The organism is Pseudoalteromonas sp. T1lg48 (genome assembly GCF_002964785.1).
In the GTDB taxonomy this organism is placed as follows: Bacteria; Pseudomonadota; Gammaproteobacteria; order Enterobacterales; family Alteromonadaceae; genus Pseudoalteromonas.
Genome location: NZ_PQCC01000004.1, coordinates 197,506 through 218,097 on the forward strand (window position 1 = coordinate 197,506; position 20,592 = coordinate 218,097).

At 49.7% G+C, this 20,592-nt stretch carries 21 protein-coding genes; 8 read left to right on the forward strand and 13 right to left on the reverse strand.

The window, feature by feature from the left end:
• Positions 1 to 26: 26 nt before the first annotated feature.
• The 3 genes from C2M29_RS06250 to C2M29_RS06260 all read right to left on the reverse strand — a co-directional run bounded on the left by C2M29_RS06250 (position 27) and on the right by C2M29_RS06260 (position 1,935).
• Positions 27 to 524, reverse strand: coding sequence for a YcgN family cysteine cluster protein (locus C2M29_RS06250; protein ID WP_105188939.1), 498 nt, complete (start codon positions 522 to 524; stop codon positions 27 to 29).
• 48 nt (positions 525 to 572) lie between these two features.
• Positions 573 to 1,562, reverse strand: a complete 990-nt coding sequence (locus C2M29_RS06255) for a lytic murein transglycosylase (protein ID WP_233998386.1) — start codon at positions 1,560 to 1,562, stop codon at positions 573 to 575.
• 91 nt (positions 1,563 to 1,653) lie between these two features.
• The gene (locus tag C2M29_RS06260; RefSeq protein ID WP_105189319.1) at positions 1,654 to 1,935 is read right to left on the reverse strand and encodes a YcgL domain-containing protein; all 282 of its coding nucleotides are present in this window, start codon (positions 1,933 to 1,935) and stop codon (positions 1,654 to 1,656) included.
• Positions 1,936 to 2,116: 181 nt separating this feature from the next.
• Between C2M29_RS06260 and minC the strand changes: the two genes are divergently transcribed.
• The 3 genes from minC to minE are packed head-to-tail and all read left to right on the forward strand — an operon-like array spanning position 2,117 to position 3,934.
• Positions 2,117 to 2,857 carry a septum site-determining protein MinC gene (gene minC, locus C2M29_RS06265; protein ID WP_105188940.1) on the forward strand — a complete coding sequence of 247 codons (741 nt, stop codon included), beginning with the start codon at positions 2,117 to 2,119 and terminating at the stop codon, positions 2,855 to 2,857.
• A 5-nt stretch (positions 2,858 to 2,862) separates the two neighbouring features.
• Positions 2,863 to 3,672: a septum site-determining protein MinD gene (gene minD, locus C2M29_RS06270; protein ID WP_105188941.1), complete on the forward strand. Its 810-nt coding sequence runs from the start codon at positions 2,863 to 2,865 to the stop codon at positions 3,670 to 3,672.
• Between the two features lies 1 nt (position 3,673).
• On the forward strand, positions 3,674 to 3,934 hold the full coding sequence (gene minE, locus C2M29_RS06275; protein ID WP_105188942.1) for a cell division topological specificity factor MinE: 261 nt from the start codon (positions 3,674 to 3,676) through the stop codon (positions 3,932 to 3,934).
• 83 nt (positions 3,935 to 4,017) lie between these two features.
• On the opposite strand, the gene C2M29_RS06280 is transcribed toward minE, so the two are convergent.
• The gene (locus C2M29_RS06280) at positions 4,018 to 5,169 is read right to left on the reverse strand and encodes a tetratricopeptide repeat protein (RefSeq protein WP_105189320.1); all 1,152 of its coding nucleotides are present in this window, start codon (positions 5,167 to 5,169) and stop codon (positions 4,018 to 4,020) included.
• Between the two features lie 273 nt (positions 5,170 to 5,442).
• Between C2M29_RS06280 and C2M29_RS06285 the strand changes: the two genes are divergently transcribed.
• Positions 5,443 to 5,922 (forward strand): acyloxyacyl hydrolase, encoded by a 480-nt coding sequence (locus C2M29_RS06285; RefSeq protein ID WP_105188943.1) that lies wholly within the window; start codon positions 5,443 to 5,445, stop codon positions 5,920 to 5,922.
• 21 nt (positions 5,923 to 5,943) lie between these two features.
• On the opposite strand, the gene C2M29_RS06290 is transcribed toward C2M29_RS06285, so the two are convergent.
• From C2M29_RS06290 to C2M29_RS06305, 4 genes are all read right to left on the reverse strand, one after another.
• Positions 5,944 to 6,567 carry a DUF1294 domain-containing protein gene (locus C2M29_RS06290; RefSeq protein WP_105188944.1) on the reverse strand — a complete coding sequence of 208 codons (624 nt, stop codon included), beginning with the start codon at positions 6,565 to 6,567 and terminating at the stop codon, positions 5,944 to 5,946.
• A gap of 12 nt (positions 6,568 to 6,579) precedes the next feature.
• On the reverse strand, positions 6,580 to 7,722 hold the full coding sequence (rnd, locus tag C2M29_RS06295; RefSeq protein ID WP_105188945.1) for a ribonuclease D: 1,143 nt from the start codon (positions 7,720 to 7,722) through the stop codon (positions 6,580 to 6,582).
• 45 nt (positions 7,723 to 7,767) lie between these two features.
• Positions 7,768 to 9,432, reverse strand: coding sequence for a long-chain-fatty-acid--CoA ligase FadD (gene fadD / locus C2M29_RS06300; protein ID WP_105188946.1), 1,665 nt, complete (start codon positions 9,430 to 9,432; stop codon positions 7,768 to 7,770).
• Positions 9,433 to 9,645: 213 nt separating this feature from the next.
• Positions 9,646 to 10,512 carry an alpha/beta fold hydrolase gene (locus C2M29_RS06305; protein ID WP_105188947.1) on the reverse strand — a complete coding sequence of 289 codons (867 nt, stop codon included), beginning with the start codon at positions 10,510 to 10,512 and terminating at the stop codon, positions 9,646 to 9,648.
• 81 nt (positions 10,513 to 10,593) lie between these two features.
• On the opposite strand from C2M29_RS06305, the gene C2M29_RS06310 reads away from it, so the two are divergent.
• Positions 10,594 to 11,886 carry an alkaline phosphatase gene (locus C2M29_RS06310; protein ID WP_105188948.1) on the forward strand — a complete coding sequence of 431 codons (1,293 nt, stop codon included), beginning with the start codon at positions 10,594 to 10,596 and terminating at the stop codon, positions 11,884 to 11,886.
• A 94-nt stretch (positions 11,887 to 11,980) separates the two neighbouring features.
• On the opposite strand, the gene C2M29_RS06315 is transcribed toward C2M29_RS06310, so the two are convergent.
• The 4 genes from C2M29_RS06315 to C2M29_RS06330 all read right to left on the reverse strand — a co-directional run bounded on the left by C2M29_RS06315 (position 11,981) and on the right by C2M29_RS06330 (position 17,229).
• Positions 11,981 to 14,065, reverse strand: a complete 2,085-nt coding sequence (locus C2M29_RS06315; protein ID WP_233998369.1) for an EAL domain-containing protein — start codon at positions 14,063 to 14,065, stop codon at positions 11,981 to 11,983.
• A 217-nt stretch (positions 14,066 to 14,282) separates the two neighbouring features.
• On the reverse strand, positions 14,283 to 14,567 hold the full coding sequence (locus C2M29_RS06320; protein WP_105188949.1) for a hypothetical protein: 285 nt from the start codon (positions 14,565 to 14,567) through the stop codon (positions 14,283 to 14,285).
• 62 nt (positions 14,568 to 14,629) lie between these two features.
• A complete protein-coding gene (gene tsaB / locus C2M29_RS06325) occupies positions 14,630 to 15,316 on the reverse strand; it encodes a tRNA (adenosine(37)-N6)-threonylcarbamoyltransferase complex dimerization subunit type 1 TsaB (protein ID WP_105188950.1) in 687 nt (228 codons plus the stop codon).
• A 2-nt stretch (positions 15,317 to 15,318) separates the two neighbouring features.
• The gene (locus tag C2M29_RS06330) at positions 15,319 to 17,229 is read right to left on the reverse strand and encodes an ATP-dependent DNA helicase (protein ID WP_105188951.1); all 1,911 of its coding nucleotides are present in this window, start codon (positions 17,227 to 17,229) and stop codon (positions 15,319 to 15,321) included.
• Between the two features lie 170 nt (positions 17,230 to 17,399).
• On the opposite strand from C2M29_RS06330, the gene C2M29_RS06335 reads away from it, so the two are divergent.
• Positions 17,400 to 17,801 (forward strand): hypothetical protein, encoded by a 402-nt coding sequence (locus C2M29_RS06335; protein WP_105188952.1) that lies wholly within the window; start codon positions 17,400 to 17,402, stop codon positions 17,799 to 17,801.
• A gap of 7 nt (positions 17,802 to 17,808) precedes the next feature.
• Here the strand turns inward: C2M29_RS06335 and C2M29_RS06340 are convergent, their stop codons facing one another.
• Complete coding sequence (locus C2M29_RS06340; RefSeq protein WP_442792542.1) at positions 17,809 to 18,021, reverse strand: hypothetical protein; 213 nt, start codon at positions 18,019 to 18,021, stop codon at positions 17,809 to 17,811.
• Between the two features lie 358 nt (positions 18,022 to 18,379).
• Between C2M29_RS06340 and hisG the strand changes: the two genes are divergently transcribed.
• Together hisG and hisD are read left to right on the forward strand one after the other, a co-directional pair.
• On the forward strand, positions 18,380 to 19,279 hold the full coding sequence (hisG, locus tag C2M29_RS06345; protein WP_105188954.1) for an ATP phosphoribosyltransferase: 900 nt from the start codon (positions 18,380 to 18,382) through the stop codon (positions 19,277 to 19,279).
• Between the two features lie 6 nt (positions 19,280 to 19,285).
• Positions 19,286 to 20,581, forward strand: coding sequence for a histidinol dehydrogenase (hisD, locus tag C2M29_RS06350; RefSeq protein ID WP_442792537.1), 1,296 nt, complete (start codon positions 19,286 to 19,288; stop codon positions 20,579 to 20,581).
• The last annotated feature ends 11 nt before the right edge of the window (positions 20,582 to 20,592 follow it).

A 20,592-nucleotide genomic window follows, 5' to 3' on the forward strand; every position in this document is an offset into this window, starting at 1 on the left:
GCCCCTTTAAACGCTACCGGGATACCTTAATCGCAATCATAGGTTGGCCATTCGGCAATATGGTCTTCAAACTCTTCAAGAGGAACATCCGAGTCTTTTACCGTTTTATTGCGTACGCTGATCCCCGCCGCATGCATTTTTGACTTTTTGCCTTTATTTAACAGCGGATGCCAACTAGCCAGTCCCCGCCCCTCTTGTAACCGTCGGTAACTACAGCTTTTAGGCATAAAAAAGATATCGGCAATATTGTCCTTGGTCAGCTTAACGCACGAGGGCACTAGGGTTTGACGCTTCTCATACTGCGTACAGCTGCAGCTTTTATTATCCAAATATTGGCATACGATATTGGTAAATATCAGCTCTTCGCCGGGACGCAGCTGATCCGTGGGACTAAAGTCATCTTCATCCTCACTGTCGATAAAGGTGTTCAGACAACACTTGCCACAACCATCACAAATGGCTTCCCATTCCTGATCGCTCATTTGCGCCAAGGTTTTAGTCTGCCAAAATTTATCATCTACCATAAAAAACGCCCCAATTAATCGGGGCGTAGTATAACAAAACCTAGAGCCTTAGTTAATGGCCGGATAGGCGATGCGATCCGATAAATAACCGACACTGGTTGCAAAGTAGTATGAACGGTTCCAGTTCATCAGCGCCTTGTAATTATCATAGGCCAGGTACATGCGACCCTTGATGTCATCGGGCATCACTAAGGCGGCGGTGATTTCGCGCTGCGGTAAATCCGTGCCATCCATGCGTCTAAGGCCCAGTTCCTGCCACTGACTTAGGGAGCGCTCCGAATCAGACCAGTGCTCCAGCCATTGCTTGTGGGTGCGGGTGCCACGCTGCAAGATCGCCTGAGTGTCGAAATCTGCAGGGAGTTTTACCTGGCGGCCCCAGGTTAGCTCGTCATTCCAGCCCACACTCTTTAAGTAATTAGCGATAGAGGCAAACGCATCTTCTTCTGTTGTCCAGATATCCTTGCGACCGTCGCCGTTATAGTCCACCGCATAGGCGTTAAAGGAGGTTGGCATAAACTGCGTCTGCCCCATGGCACCGGCCCATGAACCTTTAAAGTGCTCCAGATCGATATGCCCTTCTTTAAGGATATCGAGTGCGGCCCAGAGCTGGCGCTTATACAAGGCCTCGCGGCGGCCGTCATAGGCTAAAGTCACCAAACTGGAAATAACAGGATGACCGCCCTGAATACGCCCGAAGTTACTTTCTAAGCCCCACAAGGCAACGATAAAGCGTGCCTGAACGCCGTACTCTGTGGCTATTTTTTCCAAGGTCCCCTGGTGCTTTTTATACAGCTCACGGGCCTTGTCAATCTTCCACTGGGGTACACGCTTAGGTAAATAGGTCTCGAGGGTTTCTTTTACCTCGGGCTGGTTTTTATCGGCGCTGATCACCTTAGGCTTAAACTTGATGGTGGCAAACGCGGTATCAAGCAGCTCCTGACTATAGCCCTTTTCCAAGGCTTCATCTTTTAGCTTGGTAACATAAGCGTCAAAGGCGACTTGTTGCTCTTCAACACTTTTTATCTGCGAGTTTGCCAGAGTGGGATAGGATAGCGTCGCCGCCACTGCCAGGCTTAGGCTAGACAGGGTTGCGGGTTTAAAGGCGCTGGCTAAATACTTGCTGATTTTTTTAATCACGCTCTACTCCATTTTGCTTTCTAAATTCGTCCAACATGTTTTCGGTTGGCGGGGGTAACTGTAAATAAAACCCCTGCTCACTTAATTGTTCCTTAACCTTAGCAAGATCCGCCAAGGCTAGCTGTGTTTTTGTTGCCAGATTAATCAACATAACAAATTGCGGTGTGCCAAACATGTCCATAAGCGGTTGTGGAACATCGGAAAAATCATCTCTTTTTGGCAAGTAAAGGTAGGTATCTGCTTTTTTCTTACTCTTATATACTGCGCACAGCATGGTTAGGGCCTTTAAGTTGTTGCGAAACACACCTTGACACTATACCATGAGAGCTAAATCATGTGGTAAGTTTAGTGGCCAAAGCTCAACACCAAGGCCTAACCAAAGTCAGCCCCATTGCAAGTTTGTACCGACTTTTCTTGGTGATAATTAATAACAGGCCACACAAGTACGAGCGCTTATGTCGGAACAATTATTCGAATTAAAAGGGAACCTCTTCACGCTGTCGGTGTTACGCCTGCTAACATCTGATTTGAGCGCATTGAGCGAACAGCTTGATGCCAAAATTTCCCAAGCACCTAAATTCTTCGCCGGTGCCCCTATTGTTGTCAATCTTGAAGCGCTCGATGGCGCCGAACTCGACTTTTCTCAACTGCACGCACTGCTAAAACGTTTAGCCTTTAATCCCGTGGGCGTCTGCAGTGGTTCGGATGAACAACATCAGCAGGCTAAAACGGCCGGTTTTTCTGTGCTCAACTACGCCAAAGATAATCAGCAGGCCAAAGCACCAGTCAAGACGCCTTCTAAACCCGCAGTTGCACCCGCAGTTGCACCCGCAGTTGCACCCGCAGTTACAGCCGAGCCAGAACCAACCATGGTTGTGGAAGGCACGGTGCGCTCTGGGCAACAGGTGTATGCCAAAGGTCGGGATCTGATAGTGCTTGGCGCGGTCAGTCACGGCGCCGAGGTGATCGCCGATGGCCATATTCATATTTACGGCACCTTGCGTGGTCGTGCCATTGCCGGCGCGCAGGGTGATAAAAACGCCACAATCTTCTGTCAAAAACTCGAGGCCGAATTGGTTTCAGTGAACGGCAGTTATTGGATCAGTGACTCACTGCAAGGTGAACTATGGGGGCAAGCCGCCTGCATTCGCCAACGCCAAGACTCACTTCATATATCAGCTTTGGTTAAAGGATAAAACTCATGGCAAAAATTATTGTCGTTACTTCTGGTAAAGGCGGCGTAGGCAAAACAACCTCTAGCGCTGCAATTGGTACTGGCCTTGCTCTTAAGGGCTTTAAAACGGCGATTATCGATTTCGATATTGGCCTGCGTAACCTGGATTTGATCATGGGCTGTGAGCGCCGTGTGGTTTATGACTTCGTCAACGTTATCAATGGCGAAGCCAATCTTAACCAGGCACTGATCAAGGATAAGCGCGTCGATAAGCTCTATATCCTACCGGCATCGCAAACGCGTGACAAAGACGCGCTAACCAAAGAAGGCGTTGAAAAGGTCCTTAACGAGTTAAAGAACGATTTTGACTTTATCGTTTGTGACTCACCGGCCGGTATTGAAGCCGGTGCCATGATGGCCCTGTACTTCGCCGATGAAGCCATTGTTACCACTAACCCGGAAGTGTCATCGGTTCGCGACTCGGATCGCATCCTCGGCATTTTGCAGAGCAAATCACGCCGCGCCGAAGAAGGCCTGGAGCCGGTAAAAGAGCACCTGCTCCTGACCCGTTATAACCCAGAGCGTGTACAGCGCGGAGAAATGCTGTCGGTAGAAGACGTTAACGATATTCTTGCCATCGACCTACTAGGCGTTATTCCAGAGTCGCAAGCGGTACTCAACGCATCGAACCAGGGCCAGCCCGTGGTATTGGACAACGAGTCGGATGCCGGCCAAGCTTATCTAGATGCCATTAACCGCCTGCTTGGTGAACAAATTGAGTTCCGCTTTTTGGATGTAGAGAAACGCGGCCTATTCAAACGGATTTTTGGAGGATAATGTGTCTTTACTCGATTATTTTCGTTCAGAAAAGAAAACCAGCGCCTCAATGGCCAAGGAGCGACTGCAGATCATAGTCGCTCACGAAAGGTCACAGCGCGGTACACCCGATTACTTGCCGCAACTTAAGCAAGATATTCTTGATGTGATCCGCAAGTACGTCGCCATCGATGCCGATGCCGTGCAGGTGCAGCTGGAACAAAATGAAGACGATTTAGCGGTATTAGAGCTAAACGTAACGCTACCCGACGAAGAAAGATAATCGTTTTTTTGGGTGCAAAAAAAGGAAGCCAAGGTGCTTCCTTTTTTATTGTGCCAAGTTTCACATGCTTGCCATAAGTCGACTTATTCCGAGCGTTCAGTGGCTAATTTCGACTTATAGGCTGCAAGATGCTGTTGCAGATTGTTCTGATGCCACGGCACCATGTTCTTGGATTTCTCAACCGCCGTTGTTTGCAGCGCAATGGCCTTGTCGATTTGCCCAAGCCCTTCGTAGGCTGCGGCCAGATCCGCATAGGCATAAGCGGAATCTGGGTACAGGGCAATCACCTTTTCGTAGATGGCCAGCGCTTCATCAGGATTGCTATCAAGCTTAGATTTAGCCAGGGCTTTAAGGGAGCCTTGCGCCGAGACCTCAAAGCCGTATTTACGTGTAGACAAGTCTTGATAATGCGCAATAATGGCGTCAACGCCCTGTTGTGAAATGGCCGAGTCTGGTGCCAGCGGGGTATGATAATCTGCAAATAGCAATTCTATTGCCTCAACGACCGCCAAGACGGGGCGACTCATATAATGGCGCTTATCATTAAGATGTGTATGCCATTCGAGCTCTGCGGGTGCATATTCCGCAAGCGCATCGGCAAAGGCCATTGTGTCTTCTCGGTTACCCTGTTCATACCTATGCTCACCCATGGCCAAATACACAAAGCGCATTTTATCGTTAAGTTTAGGCAACTGAGTTTTGGCGTTTGAACTTATCGCCAAAAAGTCATCGGCCAATGAAGGCGAGGCAATAATATAGGCGTCGAATAACTGTGGACGATTAAGTAAGGCATAGAGACCAAACGCCCCATTACCCATAAAGCCGCTAAAAATTCTAAAGTCGTGGGTGCGGTACTTTTTGTCTATTTGCGCCAACACCTGAGTCTCAAGAAATGTCAGCAACTCGGCATCACTTGGATTCTCCGCCGTCTTATTAAACAAAGCAGCATATTCGCTGTGATAGGAAGCAGGCGTTACTACCAGGGTTTCCAGCCAGGGCCATTCGCCATTGTGACTGAGCCAATCCTGTAAACCACTGAGGTGAGGTTGGCTACGCGGGTGTGGATCAAACAACACCAGATAACGCTTATCGGGCTCATTAGCATAGCTGGCCGGTAAGGTAACGTTAAAGTCCATCGGCTCTTTAAAGCCTGCATACGCGACACTGACTTTCTCGATAGGGGTCAAGGTAGCAACATCCAAAGCCCAACTTTTCACCACTACACATAGTGACATGCTCAACACCAACAACCTAATCATCTGATATCCCTGTTATTTATAATTTTTGATGTTTTAACATACAGATTCGGGATTACCTAGTCGAGTATTAAATCGACAACGCATTAGCAAACAAGAAAATGGTCTTTGCTATCGCGCTGGACAAGTTCGCCGATTGCGACAACACTAAATTAAGGGACGAATCTGGCTAAGGCGGTGTTAGCCAGTATGGAACGCACGGACAAAAGGACAATTAGTTAGAACCTAATAAATTTTACGGATGCCGCTTTGATGAAACGAACTATTCCTTGTGTTGCAGTACTCGCTTTATTTACCTTACCCGTGAACGCCGCCGATGAAAGCTTGTCGGTGAGTGTTGGTGTTGCCGGTTGGGCCATATTTGATGAATTCGATGAATTTGCCCTTCATGCCGACTATGAACTTAAGCCGGTGCAGGACTTGTGGGGACTGCAACCACGAATGCTGGTGATAATTGCCGAGCATGACCAAAAATATTACGGCCTAGGTGCGGCTAAAGCCTTTACCATCAATGATGATTGGAGCTGGGGCATAGCCAGTCATGTGGGTTATGCCCATAACCTGGACTCATTGGGCTACGACCTTGAATTCTATAGTTATCTATTCACTAAATACAAACTCACCAAGGAGCACCGAGTTCGCGCGGAAATAGGCCATATTTCCAATGCCGGGTTTGGCGAAACCAATCCGGGCTCGGAGAGTATAGTAATGAGTTACTCATATCATTTTTAATTGCCAATGACGGCAAAAGCGCTAGTACAAGCTAGCGCTAATCTTGTCGAGTAAGACTTGACCGTCACTGCCACACAACCAGGCCACGGCCGCCAGGTTGACCAATACGCAGAGCCAAAAGACGAACAAAAAAGAGCCCTTCTTAGATTTATGTCTAAATTTATTTTGTGCCATAAAGGCACCGGGCCAACCACCGAGTAAAGCCAACACCTGCAGCGTGCTTTCCGGTGTGCGCCACTGGTTGTTCTGGGCCTTCGCTTTATCACGCCCGTAAGCAATAAAGGTGATAAGGCTTAACAATAAATAAAGCGGCACAAACCACAGTGGCAACTTGCCAACTAAAATCGCAGCGACAATAAAAAGGCAACCTGCTGCTACGGTGAGATTACCTAGCGTCCTTGTCTGTCCCGGTCTTTTTTTTGCCCGGCGTTTATGATCGGCCGCAAAACTGATATCCACCGCTTGTGCACGCCCTTGCTTGTCTCGGGCACCTTGATAAACGATTAAATCACCGTTTTGAGGGCGGCGCGTCCTTTTCTTAAAGGCCTTGATATGCACAAATAAGCGCTCGCCCCCACCATTGGGTTGCACAAAGCCAAACCCTTTTTCATCATTCCATTGCTCGATTTTTCCTTGGTACTTCATTTACTCTGCACCCTACTCCTGCGCGCCCGGCACCCACTTGTTCAATACCTCGACAAGGTAGCCACTGCGCCATGGCTGTAAAATATCCGGCGCCATAAGTATTTGACGCTCTTCATCGGTTAACTTCCAGTTCCAACTGATCAACTGATTTATTTGCTTTTTACTCGCAAACACATCAGCCGGGATACCGCTGTCTTTGCTCACCGCGGTGATCTTTTGCTTGATGTCCTTGGCGGCCTGCTTGTAACCGCGATAATCCATCAAACGCATGACCCGAGCCGGTAACTGTTCCTCGCTTAACTCCCTGGCGCGCTCAATACAGGCGAGCATTTCGCGACCCGAGCGATTAACCTCCATGGCATCAACACCGGGAATGTTGCGCATGCTGTTCAAAGAGCTTGGGCGACGTTTGGCGATTTCCACCATGTTTGCTTCTTTGACGATAAAATTCAGTGCCAGATTTTTACGTTGTGCCTTTTCTCGTCGCCACATGGCCAACTCACGCAGTGCCGCCAAGTCCCTCGGGTTAAGTTGCCAGGCCCCTTTCACATCTCGGTATAAAAGCTCATCCGGGGTAGTAAATGCACGCTTTTGAGAAATTAATTGTGACTCGGCAATAACGATATCGAACCAACCCTTGGCATTGATTTCTTCCACAATTTGCTCGAAACAAGGCAGTAAATGGGCAACATCAGCAGCGGCATAGGTAAGCTGGCTATCACGCAGTGGTCTTTGCAGCCAGTTGGTACGTGACTCGCTTTTGTCGATCTCAATACCCAAGCGCATATTCACCATGGCGGCGAAACCGACGCAGTTACCCGAGCCTAACAGCTGCAGGGCGAACTGGGTATCGAACAGTGGCGCCGGGACAAAGCCGGCAAAGTTTTGAAATACTTCGATGTCTTCCGAGGGCGAGTGTAATACCTTTAACACCTCGGGCTTTTGCAATAATGCCCAAAGGGCGCCTAAATCTAACTCTGCCAGCGGATCGATCAGTGCCAGGTGCTGGCCGTCAAAAACCTGTAATAAGGCAATTTCTGGATAAAGTGTTCGGCGGCGCATAAACTCGGTGTCGATGGCGAGCACCTTTGCATTGCTGATCGCGTCGACAAATGTATCCAACGCCCCTTGCTCAGTGATTAACTGATATTCCACTTGTACTCCTTAAAAACAAACCGGCTATTGCCGGTCTGTTCATCGCTATTTTTGTTCGTCTTTTAATGCACGTCGCAGTATTTTCCCGACGTTGGTTTTTGGCAATTCATCACGAAATTCCACCAACTTAGGAACCTTATAATTCGTCAGGTTATCACGACAATGCTTTATTATATCCTTTTCCGTTAAAGACGGGTCCTTTTTAACAACAAATACTTTTACTTGCTCGCCGCTGATCTCGTGGGGCACGCCAATGGCGGCAACTTCTAACACCCCTTCATGGTCGGCAATCACTTCTTCAATTTCATTAGGGAAGACATTAAAACCGGAAACCAGGATCATGTCTTTCTTACGGTCAACAATATAGAAGAAGCCTTCGTCATCGTAGGTGGCGATATCACCGGTGGCAAACCAGCCATCTTTTAAGCATTCGGCAGTGGCATCGGGGCGGTTATAATAGCCTTTCATTACCTGCGGGCCTTTCACCCACAGCTCACCCGGCTCGCCCTTAGGCGCTTCTTCCCCATTATCCAGCATCAGCTTGATGTCGGTGCTCGGTGCTGGCAGGCCGATTGAGCCATTGTAACCGTCAAGATCGTAAGGGCTGACGGTTACCAGCGGAGAACACTCGGTTAAACCGTAGCCTTCTACCAGGCGCGTACCAGTGACCTTTTGCCAGCGCTCCGCCACCGGGCGTTGCACCGCCATGCCGCCACCGAGTGACATTTTCAAATTAGAAAAGTCGATATCGGCGAAGCCGTCGGTATTCAATAAACCGTTAAACAGGGTGTTCACCCCAGTGACCACGGTGAACTTGTTGCTTTTAAGCTCTTTGACAAAGCCCTTCATATCACGGGGGTTGGTGATCAGCAGGTTCATACCGCCGTACTTCATGAAGGTCAGACAGTTCGCGGTCAATGCAAAGATATGATAAAGCGGCAAGGCCGTCACCACGATTTCTTTGCCACGCTCAAGAATATTATCCAAACAGCCGGACACCTGCTCCAGGTTGCCCACCATGTTGCCGTGAGTCAGCATGGCCCCTTTCGACACCCCGGTAGTACCGCCTGTATATTGTAAAAAGGCCAGATCATCTAAGGTTACCTGGGGACGTTGATAGGTGGCCACATTGCCCTTTTTCATCACCTCGGTGAAGGGAATGGTGTTTTTTAGCTGATAGGCCGGCACCATTTTCTTGATATATTTCACCACAAAGTTGACCAGATGCTTCTTCAGGCCGCCAACCATATCGCCCACTTCGGTGACGATCACATGCTTAACCTGAGTATGGGCAATGGCTTTTTCCAGAGTATGGGCAAAATTAGCGAGAATAAAGATGGCATCCGCCTCGGAGTCATTCAATTGATGCTCGAGCTCACGCGCCGTGTATAAGGGGTTTACGTTAACCACCACACAGCCGGCACGTAATACGCCTAAAATACTTACCGGCGTTTGCAGAAGATTAGGCATCATCACCGCGACTTTAGAGCCGGGCTTAAGACCAAGGTCATTGTTAATGTAAGACGCGACCTTTTTGGTGGCTTCGTCAAGCTGCTGATAACTCAGCGTCACACCCATATTTTTAAATGCAGGCAGGTGTGCAAAATCACTAAAACTTTTTTCAAACAGTGTCAGTAAAGAGTCGTAATGAGCGGGATCGATGGTTTCTGGGCAACCCTTCGGATAACGCTTAAGCCAGATTTTCTCCACACTAGGCTCCTATTAATTTGTTCTTATAATGGTTTATCTTAGAAGTCATGAGTCACGGCGTAATCAGGGCACGACGCCAAACTAATGTGCGTATGGCTCGCTGCTGGGCGGCCGGTTTATCGCACTACTAACCTTAATCTAAGTTGATATTTTTAACAATTGAGCAAAAGCTCTAATTTCAGCGATATTCCCATATTTACGGCAAAGTTACAATTATCTTGCGCCACTTTGATGCAAATGTGCACCAATAAGTTGCGCACATTCTAAGGCGCTTTGCATATGACAATGGTGGCCGCCTGCTACTACTTTAGCACTTAACTGACTGTAATGATGAGCAAATTTATGTTCATTTTGGTGCACCATGGAATAACCTTCGGTGCCTTTGATAAGCAGGGTCGGCACATCTATGGTATCGAGTAAGGCATGAGCCTGAGCCTCACTGTAGCGAAAAGCGGAATAATGCTTGATACGCGGGTCGGTACGCAGTCGCACTCCTCCCTCGGGTCCGGGCTCAATATTGCGGGCCATCAGTTCCTTACCCACCGGCTCATCAAAGTCGCTGATCGCCAATCGCCGAGCAACCAGGTCATCGCTACTAGGGTACTCGCGGATCTTTTCGCCCCGGGCCCGTTGCGCCAATGCGCGCATCAACAAGGCTTTGGCTTCTTCCGGCTCGGCACAAACCAAACCTATGCCTTCGATCAGAGTGAGACTGGCAATGTGCTCGGGAAAGCAGGCTACATATAAGGACGCCACCATGGCCCCTAATGAATGGCCGACAAGATGCACACGCTGTGCCTGACACTGAGTGATCACCTGATGCAAATCATCTACATAATCGATAAAGTAATAGTGCGCCTGAGGATGGCGCCATTGGGATAAGCCATGCCCCGGCCAGTCAAAGGCATATAATGGCAACTGGGGTGATAATTCCCGCATCAGGGGGGCAAAACTAGCGCTATTATCCTGCCAGCCATGACAGGCGATCACCACATCGTCTTGATGCAAACTTATGGCCTGCTCACTATTGCTTAGGCCACACAAAGTTAAGGCACGGTTATTTATCGAAAATGTATGCAAAGCAACTCCATTTCACCGCAAGGCGGTTTATTTTCATAATCTAAGGTATAGAATGGCGGCAACTGACAACAGGACTTTGACATGAAACGTACATTCACTTTGGCTACTCTCTCCTTCGCCAGCTTTTTTGCCAGTGCGAATGCGCCAACACCCAAAAATATAATATACATGATTGGCGATGGCATGGGACCTGCCTATACCTCTGCATATCGCTATTACCAAGACGATCCAAACACCGCCGTAGTTGAAAGCACCGTCTTTGATTCTATGCTCACCGGCATGGCTCATACCTACCCGGATGATGACACCATAGTTACCGACTCCGCCGCTGGTGCCACCGCCTTAGCGACAGCGACCAAAAGCTATAACGGCGCCATTGCCGTCGATGGCGAAAAACAAAAATTAAAAACCATGCTTGAGATCGCTAAAGAAAAGGGCATGACCACAGCCCTGGTGGCCTCCTCGCAAATCAACCATGCGACTCCGGCAAGCTTTGCTGCCCATAACGAAGCGCGCGGCAACTACGACGACATAGCCAACGACTATATCGATAATAAAATCAATGGCAAACTACCCGTTGATCTTATGCTCGGTGGCGGCACCCAATACTTTATCCGCGAAGATAGAAACTTAGTCAACGAGTTTATCGCCGCCGGTTATCAGTACAGTGACAGCTTGGCCCAACTTGAACAAATTGAACAGGTTCCGGCCATTGGCTTATACGCTGCCAAGGGCCTGCCCTTCGCCCTGGATAGCGATCCCGAACGCCTGACCAAGATGACCCGCAAGGCACTTTCTTTGTTAGAGCAGAATGAAAAACCATTTTTCGTGATGATCGAAGGCAGCCAGATCGACTGGTGTGGCCACGCCAATGATATCGCCTGCGCTATGGCTGAGATGCATGACTTTGCCGAGGCCATCAAGATCGCTAAGGACTTTATCGCCAAGCATCCCGACACGTTACTCGTGGTCACCGCGGATCACTCCACGGGTGGTTTAACCATAGGCGCCCAAGGCCAGTATAAATGGCAGGCGGATGTGGTTAAGGGTGTGCAGGCAACCGCCGAAGTGATTGCCGAGCGTCTTATGGCCAGTGACAACATGCAAGAGCAATGGCAAAGCAATAGCGGCCTGGCCTATACCAAGGAGCGTGAAGTGTTACTTACACAGGCAAAACAAGTGGATGAAGAGGCCCTGGTTTTAGCGGTTAAAAAGCTCATCAATGAAGCCAGCTTCACCGGCTGGACAACCTCCGGCCACACCGCCATAGACGTGCAGGTGTTTGCCCATGGTATGGGTCATGAGCAGTTTATCGGCTCACAAAATAACGTCGATATCGCCACAAAGTTAATATCTTTTATTAACAAACAATAACAAAGTTGATATCTCAGCAATATTGGGTTACTGTTGAACCTGCTTGTTAACATAGTTTAACAACCCTACTGAAAACTGAAGACTCAAAAGCCGCTCATTGAGCGGCTTTTTTACTGTTGGCAACAGGTAAATCCCGATTTATCTGTACTATGGTATCTAGGCCCTGATCGGCAAACTTACGGATTGCCTGCTCAAGAGTCAAAGGATGATCAAAGTAATAGCCCTGTAACTGGGAAATCGGTAAGGGCGTAATAAAGTCGGCATGAAAGTCCGACTCAATGCCTTCTGCCACCACCTCAAAACCCAACTGATGGCACATTTGCGTCAGGCTTTGATACAAGATGGTTGCCGGATCATGTTCATCACTGGGTAACAGGCTGCGATCGAATTTGATGGTGTCGACGTTAAGCTTACTAAGAAGGCTCAAGCAGGAATAGCCGGTACCGAAATCATCCACCGCACAGCGGATCCCTTCACTTCGTAACTTAGCAACTATCTCCTGGGTGCGGCTAAAATCGTCGGCATATGAGGACTCCAGAATCTCTACTTCAACCTGATCCGGAAACTTACTGAAAGCGCGGATCACACGCTTATAGCGGCGGTTAATGAGATTACGCGGAGAAATGTTAAAACTGATTTTCGGCACCAGTTGATGACGATGAAATTGCTGCAGGTCGAGCTCCAACTGATCAATAACAAAGCTATCGACCACATCCATCATTTGAAACCGCTCCAATACATCAATAAACCAGGGGCTGACAATGGTACCATCACTGCGCTTATGACGTAGCAGCGCCTCAAAACCGAGAATACGCTTGGTTTTTTTACAAACCTTGGGTTGATAGTACAGGCATAAGGCGCCCTCTTTTAGGGTTTCAATCACCTCGTTCAGGCGCTTTTGCTCCGCTATTTTTTGACTGTCTCGCTTGGCAAATTGCGCTTCTGCCTGTCGTTCTAACTGGCGTCCGGCACTCACCCGTTTGACCAGCATATCCAGTTGGCGACCACTGATATTATGTTCTCTGTTGGCCTTTACAAAGGGCAGATACATCAGGGTACTTAGGCCGATAAGCAGCGCCTGCCAGAGTACACCGATAAGACTATCGGTGGCCACATAACCACTAATAAACACCGGAGTAAACCAGGGAATATCCGCCCCTGCGACCACACTTATCCAGCCCTGACTTATAACAAGGTTACTAAGCAAGGCATTAATTAAAGGGGTGATAATAAAGGGCACCAGCAAATAAGGATTAAACACTATGGGTAGGGCGTAAACCATGATCTCGCTGAGATTAAACAGCGCCAGCGGCGAACTAAGCCGGGCAATACTGGCTTCATGGGTGCCCTTCCCTTGCAGTAGACAGGCGATCACTAAGCCCCAGATACATCCGGAGCCACCAAGCAGCACAAAGCTATTGATATAACTTTCGCTGTCCATACCAAAGCCCAATAGAAAGTTGCTCATCTGTGGTGTCGCTATAATTTGATAGGCATTATCGCCATGAATGCCGAACAACCATAATAGATGCGAGCCCAGGAGCTGTATGGTGAGCTTCTCGCCGCTGCTCAAAAGCGCATGCTGCTCATTAAATACCGCCAATGCTTGACCCAGTAACCAATCAACGAGGGGAAATAGCGTAAAGGTGGCTGACACCACCAACATATACGGCAATATCAAATTCAGGTGTTTGACCAAAAATAAGCTGATGTTGCCAACGGGCATAATCCGTAACCAGCGGGCACGTAAAATGGCGCGCATCATATAGCAACAGAAAATGGGGATTAAAATGGTGTAGAGCACGCCGGCGCGGCTGTTAACACCTATGCTGCCATCGTCAAGCACATAAATATAACCTGAGGCGACACTAAAGCAGGTAAGAACCAAAATAGGTACTGCTATGGTATTAAGTTTAAGATTTTTGGCCAGGTAATAGCTAAAGGACAGCAAGGTGGTCAGCGGAAACAAGGTCCAGACCAGCACATTGAACGAGCTCAAAAATGCATAGGACGCGACCAACTTTTCATAATTCAACCAGTGTGTAACCAAGGTTACCAAGGCAGCCATTACAAAAAACGGGATCAGGGCTATATACCCCTCTCGCAACGATAAAATTACCGTATTGGCGGCTAGTTTGGCAGCTCCGCGGGTAAACACTGCAAAAACGCGATGATGCACGATATTAATAACTTATTATTATTTTTATTAATTCATAAAGTATCGCTTAATGGCAAAATTGTCCACATTTTAACAACGTATTCTGTCATTGGGGTACATTCATAAAAGGCGGGCTGCGGGTGGTTCATCCTGGTCAACAGAAGATAAATAGTTTGCCCAGTGCCTACCTTTCTTATTGGCAGCTTTAAAGGTGGGCGGAGAGTCTCGGGTCTAGGTATTAAGCGTACAGGCTTATATGTAACATGGCCTGAACTTCTTCGCGGCGTTGCAAGAAGGCATATTCTCGATAGGTGGCAATGGCTGCACTGGTGCGACTGTCTCTTGGCTGGTCATAGATGGTTTGCCGATACAGCGCCTCGGCGAGCTCGCGTCCGTGCTCCGAGTGATTAACCTTGCCGCCGCGAGGCTCGGCGCTGGTTTCACGCACCACCTTGTCGCTGCGCGCCTGGGCATGAACCTGAGGCGCACCGGCTGGAGCTTGGCTAATTAGACGAATAGACATAGGTTAGCTAATGACAAAAGACACTGTTTTAGTGTGATACAAAGCACCGCTAAGCGCAATGTTTATTCCCGACCCGGTAGTTTTTTCCAGGTTACCGTATCGCGCACATACACTGGCTGCGCCGAGGCCGCATCGGCCACATTGCCCCGGGCAAATTCGCGTGCCAACAGCGGCAGCATGTAGCGACTGTCCGGCAAGGTAATCTCCTTATCCACCTGAACCTGGCTCAGCCCGTCGGCCATCTCAGGGTAGGTTTGCCACCCCGTGCCCACGGCCACCGCGGCGCCAAACGGGCTGGTAACGGCGCTAGGTTCAAGCACCTGCTGCTCGCCAACTAACTGAGCTAAACCTTCCTTTGCCTCATAGGCACCCAGATACACCTCACCCATACGCGCATCGATGGCGGCCAAGACAGTGCTGGCACCGCGCTCGCTAATAGCCTGCTGTGCCATCATGGCCAAAGAGGAAACGCCAATCACCGGAGTGTTAGTGGCAAAAGCCAGGCCCTGAGCAACGGAAACGCTAATACGAACCCCGGTAAAACTGCCGGGTCCCTGACAATAACCAATCACATCCACATCTTGAATATCGCAATTTGCCTGCGTTAATAACGCATCGATTTCATCGAGAATGCGCTGACTGTGCTGCTGCGGGCAGACATCAAAAAAGTGATAGAGTTTATCCTGATGCATTAAGGCAAGCGATAAGGCTTCGGTTGAGGCGTCAAGGGCTAGGATGGTTTGGCTCATAGTTACTCTATTGTCTGTAAAAAGGCGGTCACTTGGTTCATGTCGCGACAACGACGCATATTGGGCAGGCTTTGCAAAAACACCTGACCATAGTCTCGGGTCACGACGCGGTTGTCACATAATACTAAAACACCGCGATCTTGGCTATCACGGATCAAGCGGCCAACCCCTTGTTTTAAGGCGATCACCGCCCGCGGCAATTGGATCTGTGCAAAGGGATCGCCGCCGCCATGTTCGCACTCTTGCATTCGCGCTTGTAACAGTGGATCATCCGGCGCGACAAAGGGCAGCTTGTCTATCACCACACAGCTCAACGCACTGCCGCGCACGTCCACCCCCTCCCAAAAAGAGGCGGTCCCCATTAATACCGCATTGCCATGACGGGTAAAACGCTCCAGCAACAAACGCTTCGACATCTGCCCCTGAACAAACACCGGATACTCCATTTGCTGGCATAGCACCTCGGCCACCATGTACATCACTCGATACGAGGTAAAAAGCAAGAAGCAACGGCCCTGGGCCGCTTTAATAACCTGCTGACAAATCCCCACCAAGGCCCGTGGCATTTCCGGGGAATTCGCAGGCGGTAGATAGCGCGGTAAACAAAATAGCGCCTGTTGCTGATAGTCGAAAGGGCTGGCCAGCATCAACTGACGCGCCGGGGACAATCCCAAGGCATCGCTAAAGTGCGACAGGCTGTTGTTAACCGACAGCGTTGCTGAAGTAAACACAAAACCGGCCTCACGTTCGGCCAGCATTGCTTTAAACTTGGCGGCAATATTCAAAGGCGTAATATGAATACTGACATGGCGGCGGCTGGCCTCATACCAATAGCTATAGCCGCTCGGGGCAACATCGAACACCCGCTCGAATTGTGCTATTAGGCTCATCAGCCTCTCTAACAGCGGCTCCACCAGCTCGCTGCGTTCCAAGCCGAGCTTAAGTACCTGGTTTAAAAACTGCAGATCTTTACTAACTCTATGTACGGCGTCGCATAGGGGCTTGCTGCTCAGCGCCTGACGCCAGTCACCGCGACCGCCTTCATGTGGCAGTTGCAGGCGCAAATCCATGGTCGCCGCTTCAAGCTTATCAAGGGTTTTACCCAGTTGCAGCATATCGCGCAGTTCGGTGCGATAAAGCATGCGGGCGTCGGTGATAAAAGCAAACACCTTTTTACTTGAGACGCTCTCGCCAAAATAATCGCTGGCGATATCCGCCAACTGATGCGCCTCGTCAAAAATATAGCCATCGGCGCCGGGCAACAACTCGGCAAAGCCACTTTCTTTCACCGCCATATCGGCGAAAAACAGGTGGTGGTTAATTACCACAATATCGGCCTCGGCGGCACGTAAACGGGCTTTGCGAATAAAACAGGCATCAAAATCCGGGCATTCTTTACCCAGGCAATTATCCGCCGTGGACGTCACGTAGGGCAGCACCTTGGCATCGTCTTCTATTCCCGGGCAGTCGGCAATATCGCCACTGCGGGTTTCGCCGGCGAATTTAGCCACCATGGCCAGTTGATGCATGATATCCGTGTCATCACTGGGTACGTGGGCCACGTGCTGGTTAAGACGATAGTGACACACATAGTTGCTGCGTCCCTTGAGCAGGGCTTTTTTCTTGGCACTGCCGAGAGCCTTATACACAGTGGGTAAATCGCGGTGATACAACTGCTCTTGCAGCGCCTTCGAGCCCGTGGAAATAATGTACTTACCCTTATTAGTGAGCGCTGGCAACAAATAAGCAAAGGTTTTTCCGGTGCCGGTTTCGGCTTCCACCACGACCTGCTCGGCATTTTTGAGGGCCAAGTCGCACACCTTGGCCATATCAATTTGCGCTTGGCGGGGGCGATAGCCTTTAAAGGCCAATGCCAACGGGCCGGTGGGTGAAAAAAGCTGCTCTATGCTCATAGTAGGATTAGGATCACGGCGCCAAAGAAGACAGGAAATAGGCGCCGATCATAGCCGAAAATTAAAGCGACTCCAACTTGCACATCAAGCCTTGGCTTTGTACCTATTTTTGTGTAGTCTATCGCGCGTTCTCTTTAAGAACTAAAAGCATGAACTAAAAGGATTTATCTATGAACAAAGTTACCTTAACCTGCACCCTTGCGGCCGTGATGACTTTAGCCGGTTGTGGCAGTACGCCCCCGCGTGTAGCGCAAGAAAAAGTCGTCACCATCAACGGCACCGACATGACCTTTGGCGGCATCTACAACGTCGATAAAAATCATTTCGAACTGAGCATTAATGGTGAGCCGGTAATGAAAGGTCGCTTCGCTCCCTATACTCCGACGCTAAACCTAAGTACGGATTATCAAGGTGAAGATATCAGCAGCTATTGCTACTTTGGCTCTGTATTACAAGAGCGTGGCGGCAAGTTTGGTATGATAGCCGGCATGATCCAAGCCTCACAGCAAAAATCTGGCGACAAATGTGAAATTAAAGTGGCCGGTGAAATCAAGGAGCACCTGTACTTCTAGGCGCCAGCTAAGCCCATACATCAAGGCGAGGAGGACTGTCCTTGCCTTGCTCCGCTCCCGTAACGCCATCATCTACAAAGGTTTCTTGGCCCCTCTTAGTACCGAGTCGTTTGCGCTCATTGCGCACCTTGGCAATCTGATCATCCTTGACCCCGGCAACGTGAAAGGCGCCCTTGTGTTGCACCTCTAGACGGGTAATGCGACCCATAAAGGGGATCATAATATCCACATTCACACTCCTCATTATCCGCTGCGACACCTTAATTCATAACTATATTATCGGCGGTTATAGGCTAGACTTTAACGCAATAAAAAAAATGGTTGCAATGAATGCAAACTCTGTGTTTATCTATAAACGAACTTAATCATCTTATTTCAGTTTAGCAACAACACGAGCGCAAACATGACTTATACACTGACAACTATTCATCATCATCATCACATCCACGAATAGCCTGTCAGGTATTTCGCTGGGGGGTTATTCCTAAAAGGAACCTCCGGCGCGACTAAAAAACCAGATTCATTTTCGCCCCGAGGATCCCTCGGGGTTTTTAGTTTTTTAACTTAGGAAATGAATTATGAGCAACACCAACCGTTTACGTATCGCAATCCAAAAATCAGGGCGCTTGTCCAAAGACTGCCAAAACCTGCTTAAGCAACTAGGCGTTAAATTAAACCTACGCGAACAACGTCTTATCGCCCACGCCACCAATATGCCTATCGATGTACTGCGCGTGCGCGATGACGATATTCCCGGACTGGTTCTGGATGGTGTCTGTGACTTGGGCATCGTCGGCGAAAACGTCCTTGAAGAAGTCCAGGCTGAACGCGCCCGTAGTGGCAACGAAGGCACGGTGAAAAAACTGGCTAAGCTCGATTTTGGTTACTGCCGTCTGGCCCTGGCCTGGCCCCAGGAGCTGGGTCAACAAGATAAATCCTGGTTCGCCGGTAAACGCATTGCCACCACTTACCCTGAGATCCTCAGTAAGTACCTGGAGCGTGAAAACATTGATGCCAGCGTGGTGATGTTGACCGGCTCGGTCGAAGTCGCCCCGCGCGCCGGTCTCGCCGATGCCATTTGCGATCTGGTTTCTACTGGCGCCACCCTGGAGGCCAATGGTCTGATGCAGGGCGACACCATTTTAGAGTCCAACGCTTGCCTAATCCAAAATGAAGCACTCCAGGATAGCGAAAAACTGGCGCTCATCGATAAGCTGATGCCCCGCCTGCGCGGTGTAAAACAAGCAAAAGAAAGCAAGTACATCATGATGCACGCCCCCAAGGCCAAGCTTGATGAGGTCTGTGCCCTGTTACCCGGCACCGGTCAACCTACCCTGCTGGCCTTAGCCGGCAGCGAAGAGTATGTGGCCTTACACATGGTCAGCAGCGAAACTCTGTTTTGGGAAACCATGGAGTCGCTAAAAGCACTCGGCGCCAATTCCATTCTGGTGATGCCCATTGAGAAAATGATGGAGTAACGGACCGTGATTGATTGGAATACTCTTAGCCCCACAGAGCAGCAAATGCTGTTGCAACGTCCGGCGGTGAGCGCCGCCGACAATGTTCGCCCAGTGTGTGAGGAGATACTCGGTCGCATGCAAAGCGAAGGCGATGAGGCACTTCGCGACTACGCCAACCGTTTGGACGGCCGAGCAATCAAGGCGCCACTGCTTTGCAGCGATAACGACTTTGCCGACGCCGAACAGCTGCTCGATACCGAGCTAAAGGACGCGATAAAACAGGCGTACAATAATATTCGCCGTTTTCACCTTGCTCAGGTGCCTAAAAACATCAGCTTAAGCACGCAGCCCGGGGTAGCCTGTGAGCTGCGCTACCAGGCCATCGACGCCATAGGCATTTATGTTCCCGGCGGCAGCGCCCCTCTGCCTTCTTCGGTATTGATGCAAGGCGTGCTGGCGCAAATTAGCGGTGCGCAGACTGTAGTGTTGGCCACCCCGGTCAAGGGGGATGCCGCCGTTGCTCCTGCTATCCTATACGCTGCACGCCTTTGTGGTATTAAACAGGTGCTGCAAGTCGGTGGTGCCCCGGCCATTGCCGCCATGGCCTATGGCACGGACACCGTGCCCAAGGTCAATAAAATTTTTGGTCCGGGCAATGCCTATGTGACCATGGCCAAGCAATTATGCGCCCAGCAGGTCCCCGGTTTAGCCATTGATATGCCCGCCGGGCCTTCGGAGGTTTTGGTGATTGCCGATGGCAGAGCGAACGGTGAATTTATTGCCGCGGATCTGCTTTCTCAGGCCGAGCACGGCCCGGACTCGCAAGTCATTCTGCTAAGCGACAGCGATGAGGTGATAGCGGCAACGCAAAAGGCACTCATAGAGCAATTAAAAACCCTGCCACGCGCCGAGATTGCCAAGGCAGCCCTTGAAAACTCGGCGCTGATCAAGGTGCAAAGCATCACCCAGGCCGTTGAGGTCTCAAATCTGTACGGACCAGAGCACTTGATTCTGCAACTTGGTGAAAGTGCCGAATACTTGCCTAAGATAAAGAATGTAGGCTCTATTTTTGTGGGCGATTACACCCCGGAGTCAGCCGGTGATTATGCCTCGGGCACCAATCACGTGTTGCCCACATACGGGTATTCAAAGGTGTATTCAAGCCTCAGCCTGCTCGATTTTTATCGCACCTATACGGTGCAGACCGTTACCAAAAGTGGTTTGGCCGATTTGGCAAAAGCAATTATTCCCATGGCTGCAGCAGAAGGGCTCGATGCTCACGCCAATGCCGTTCGCATCCGTTTAGGAGAAACACAGTGAGCACCGACGTA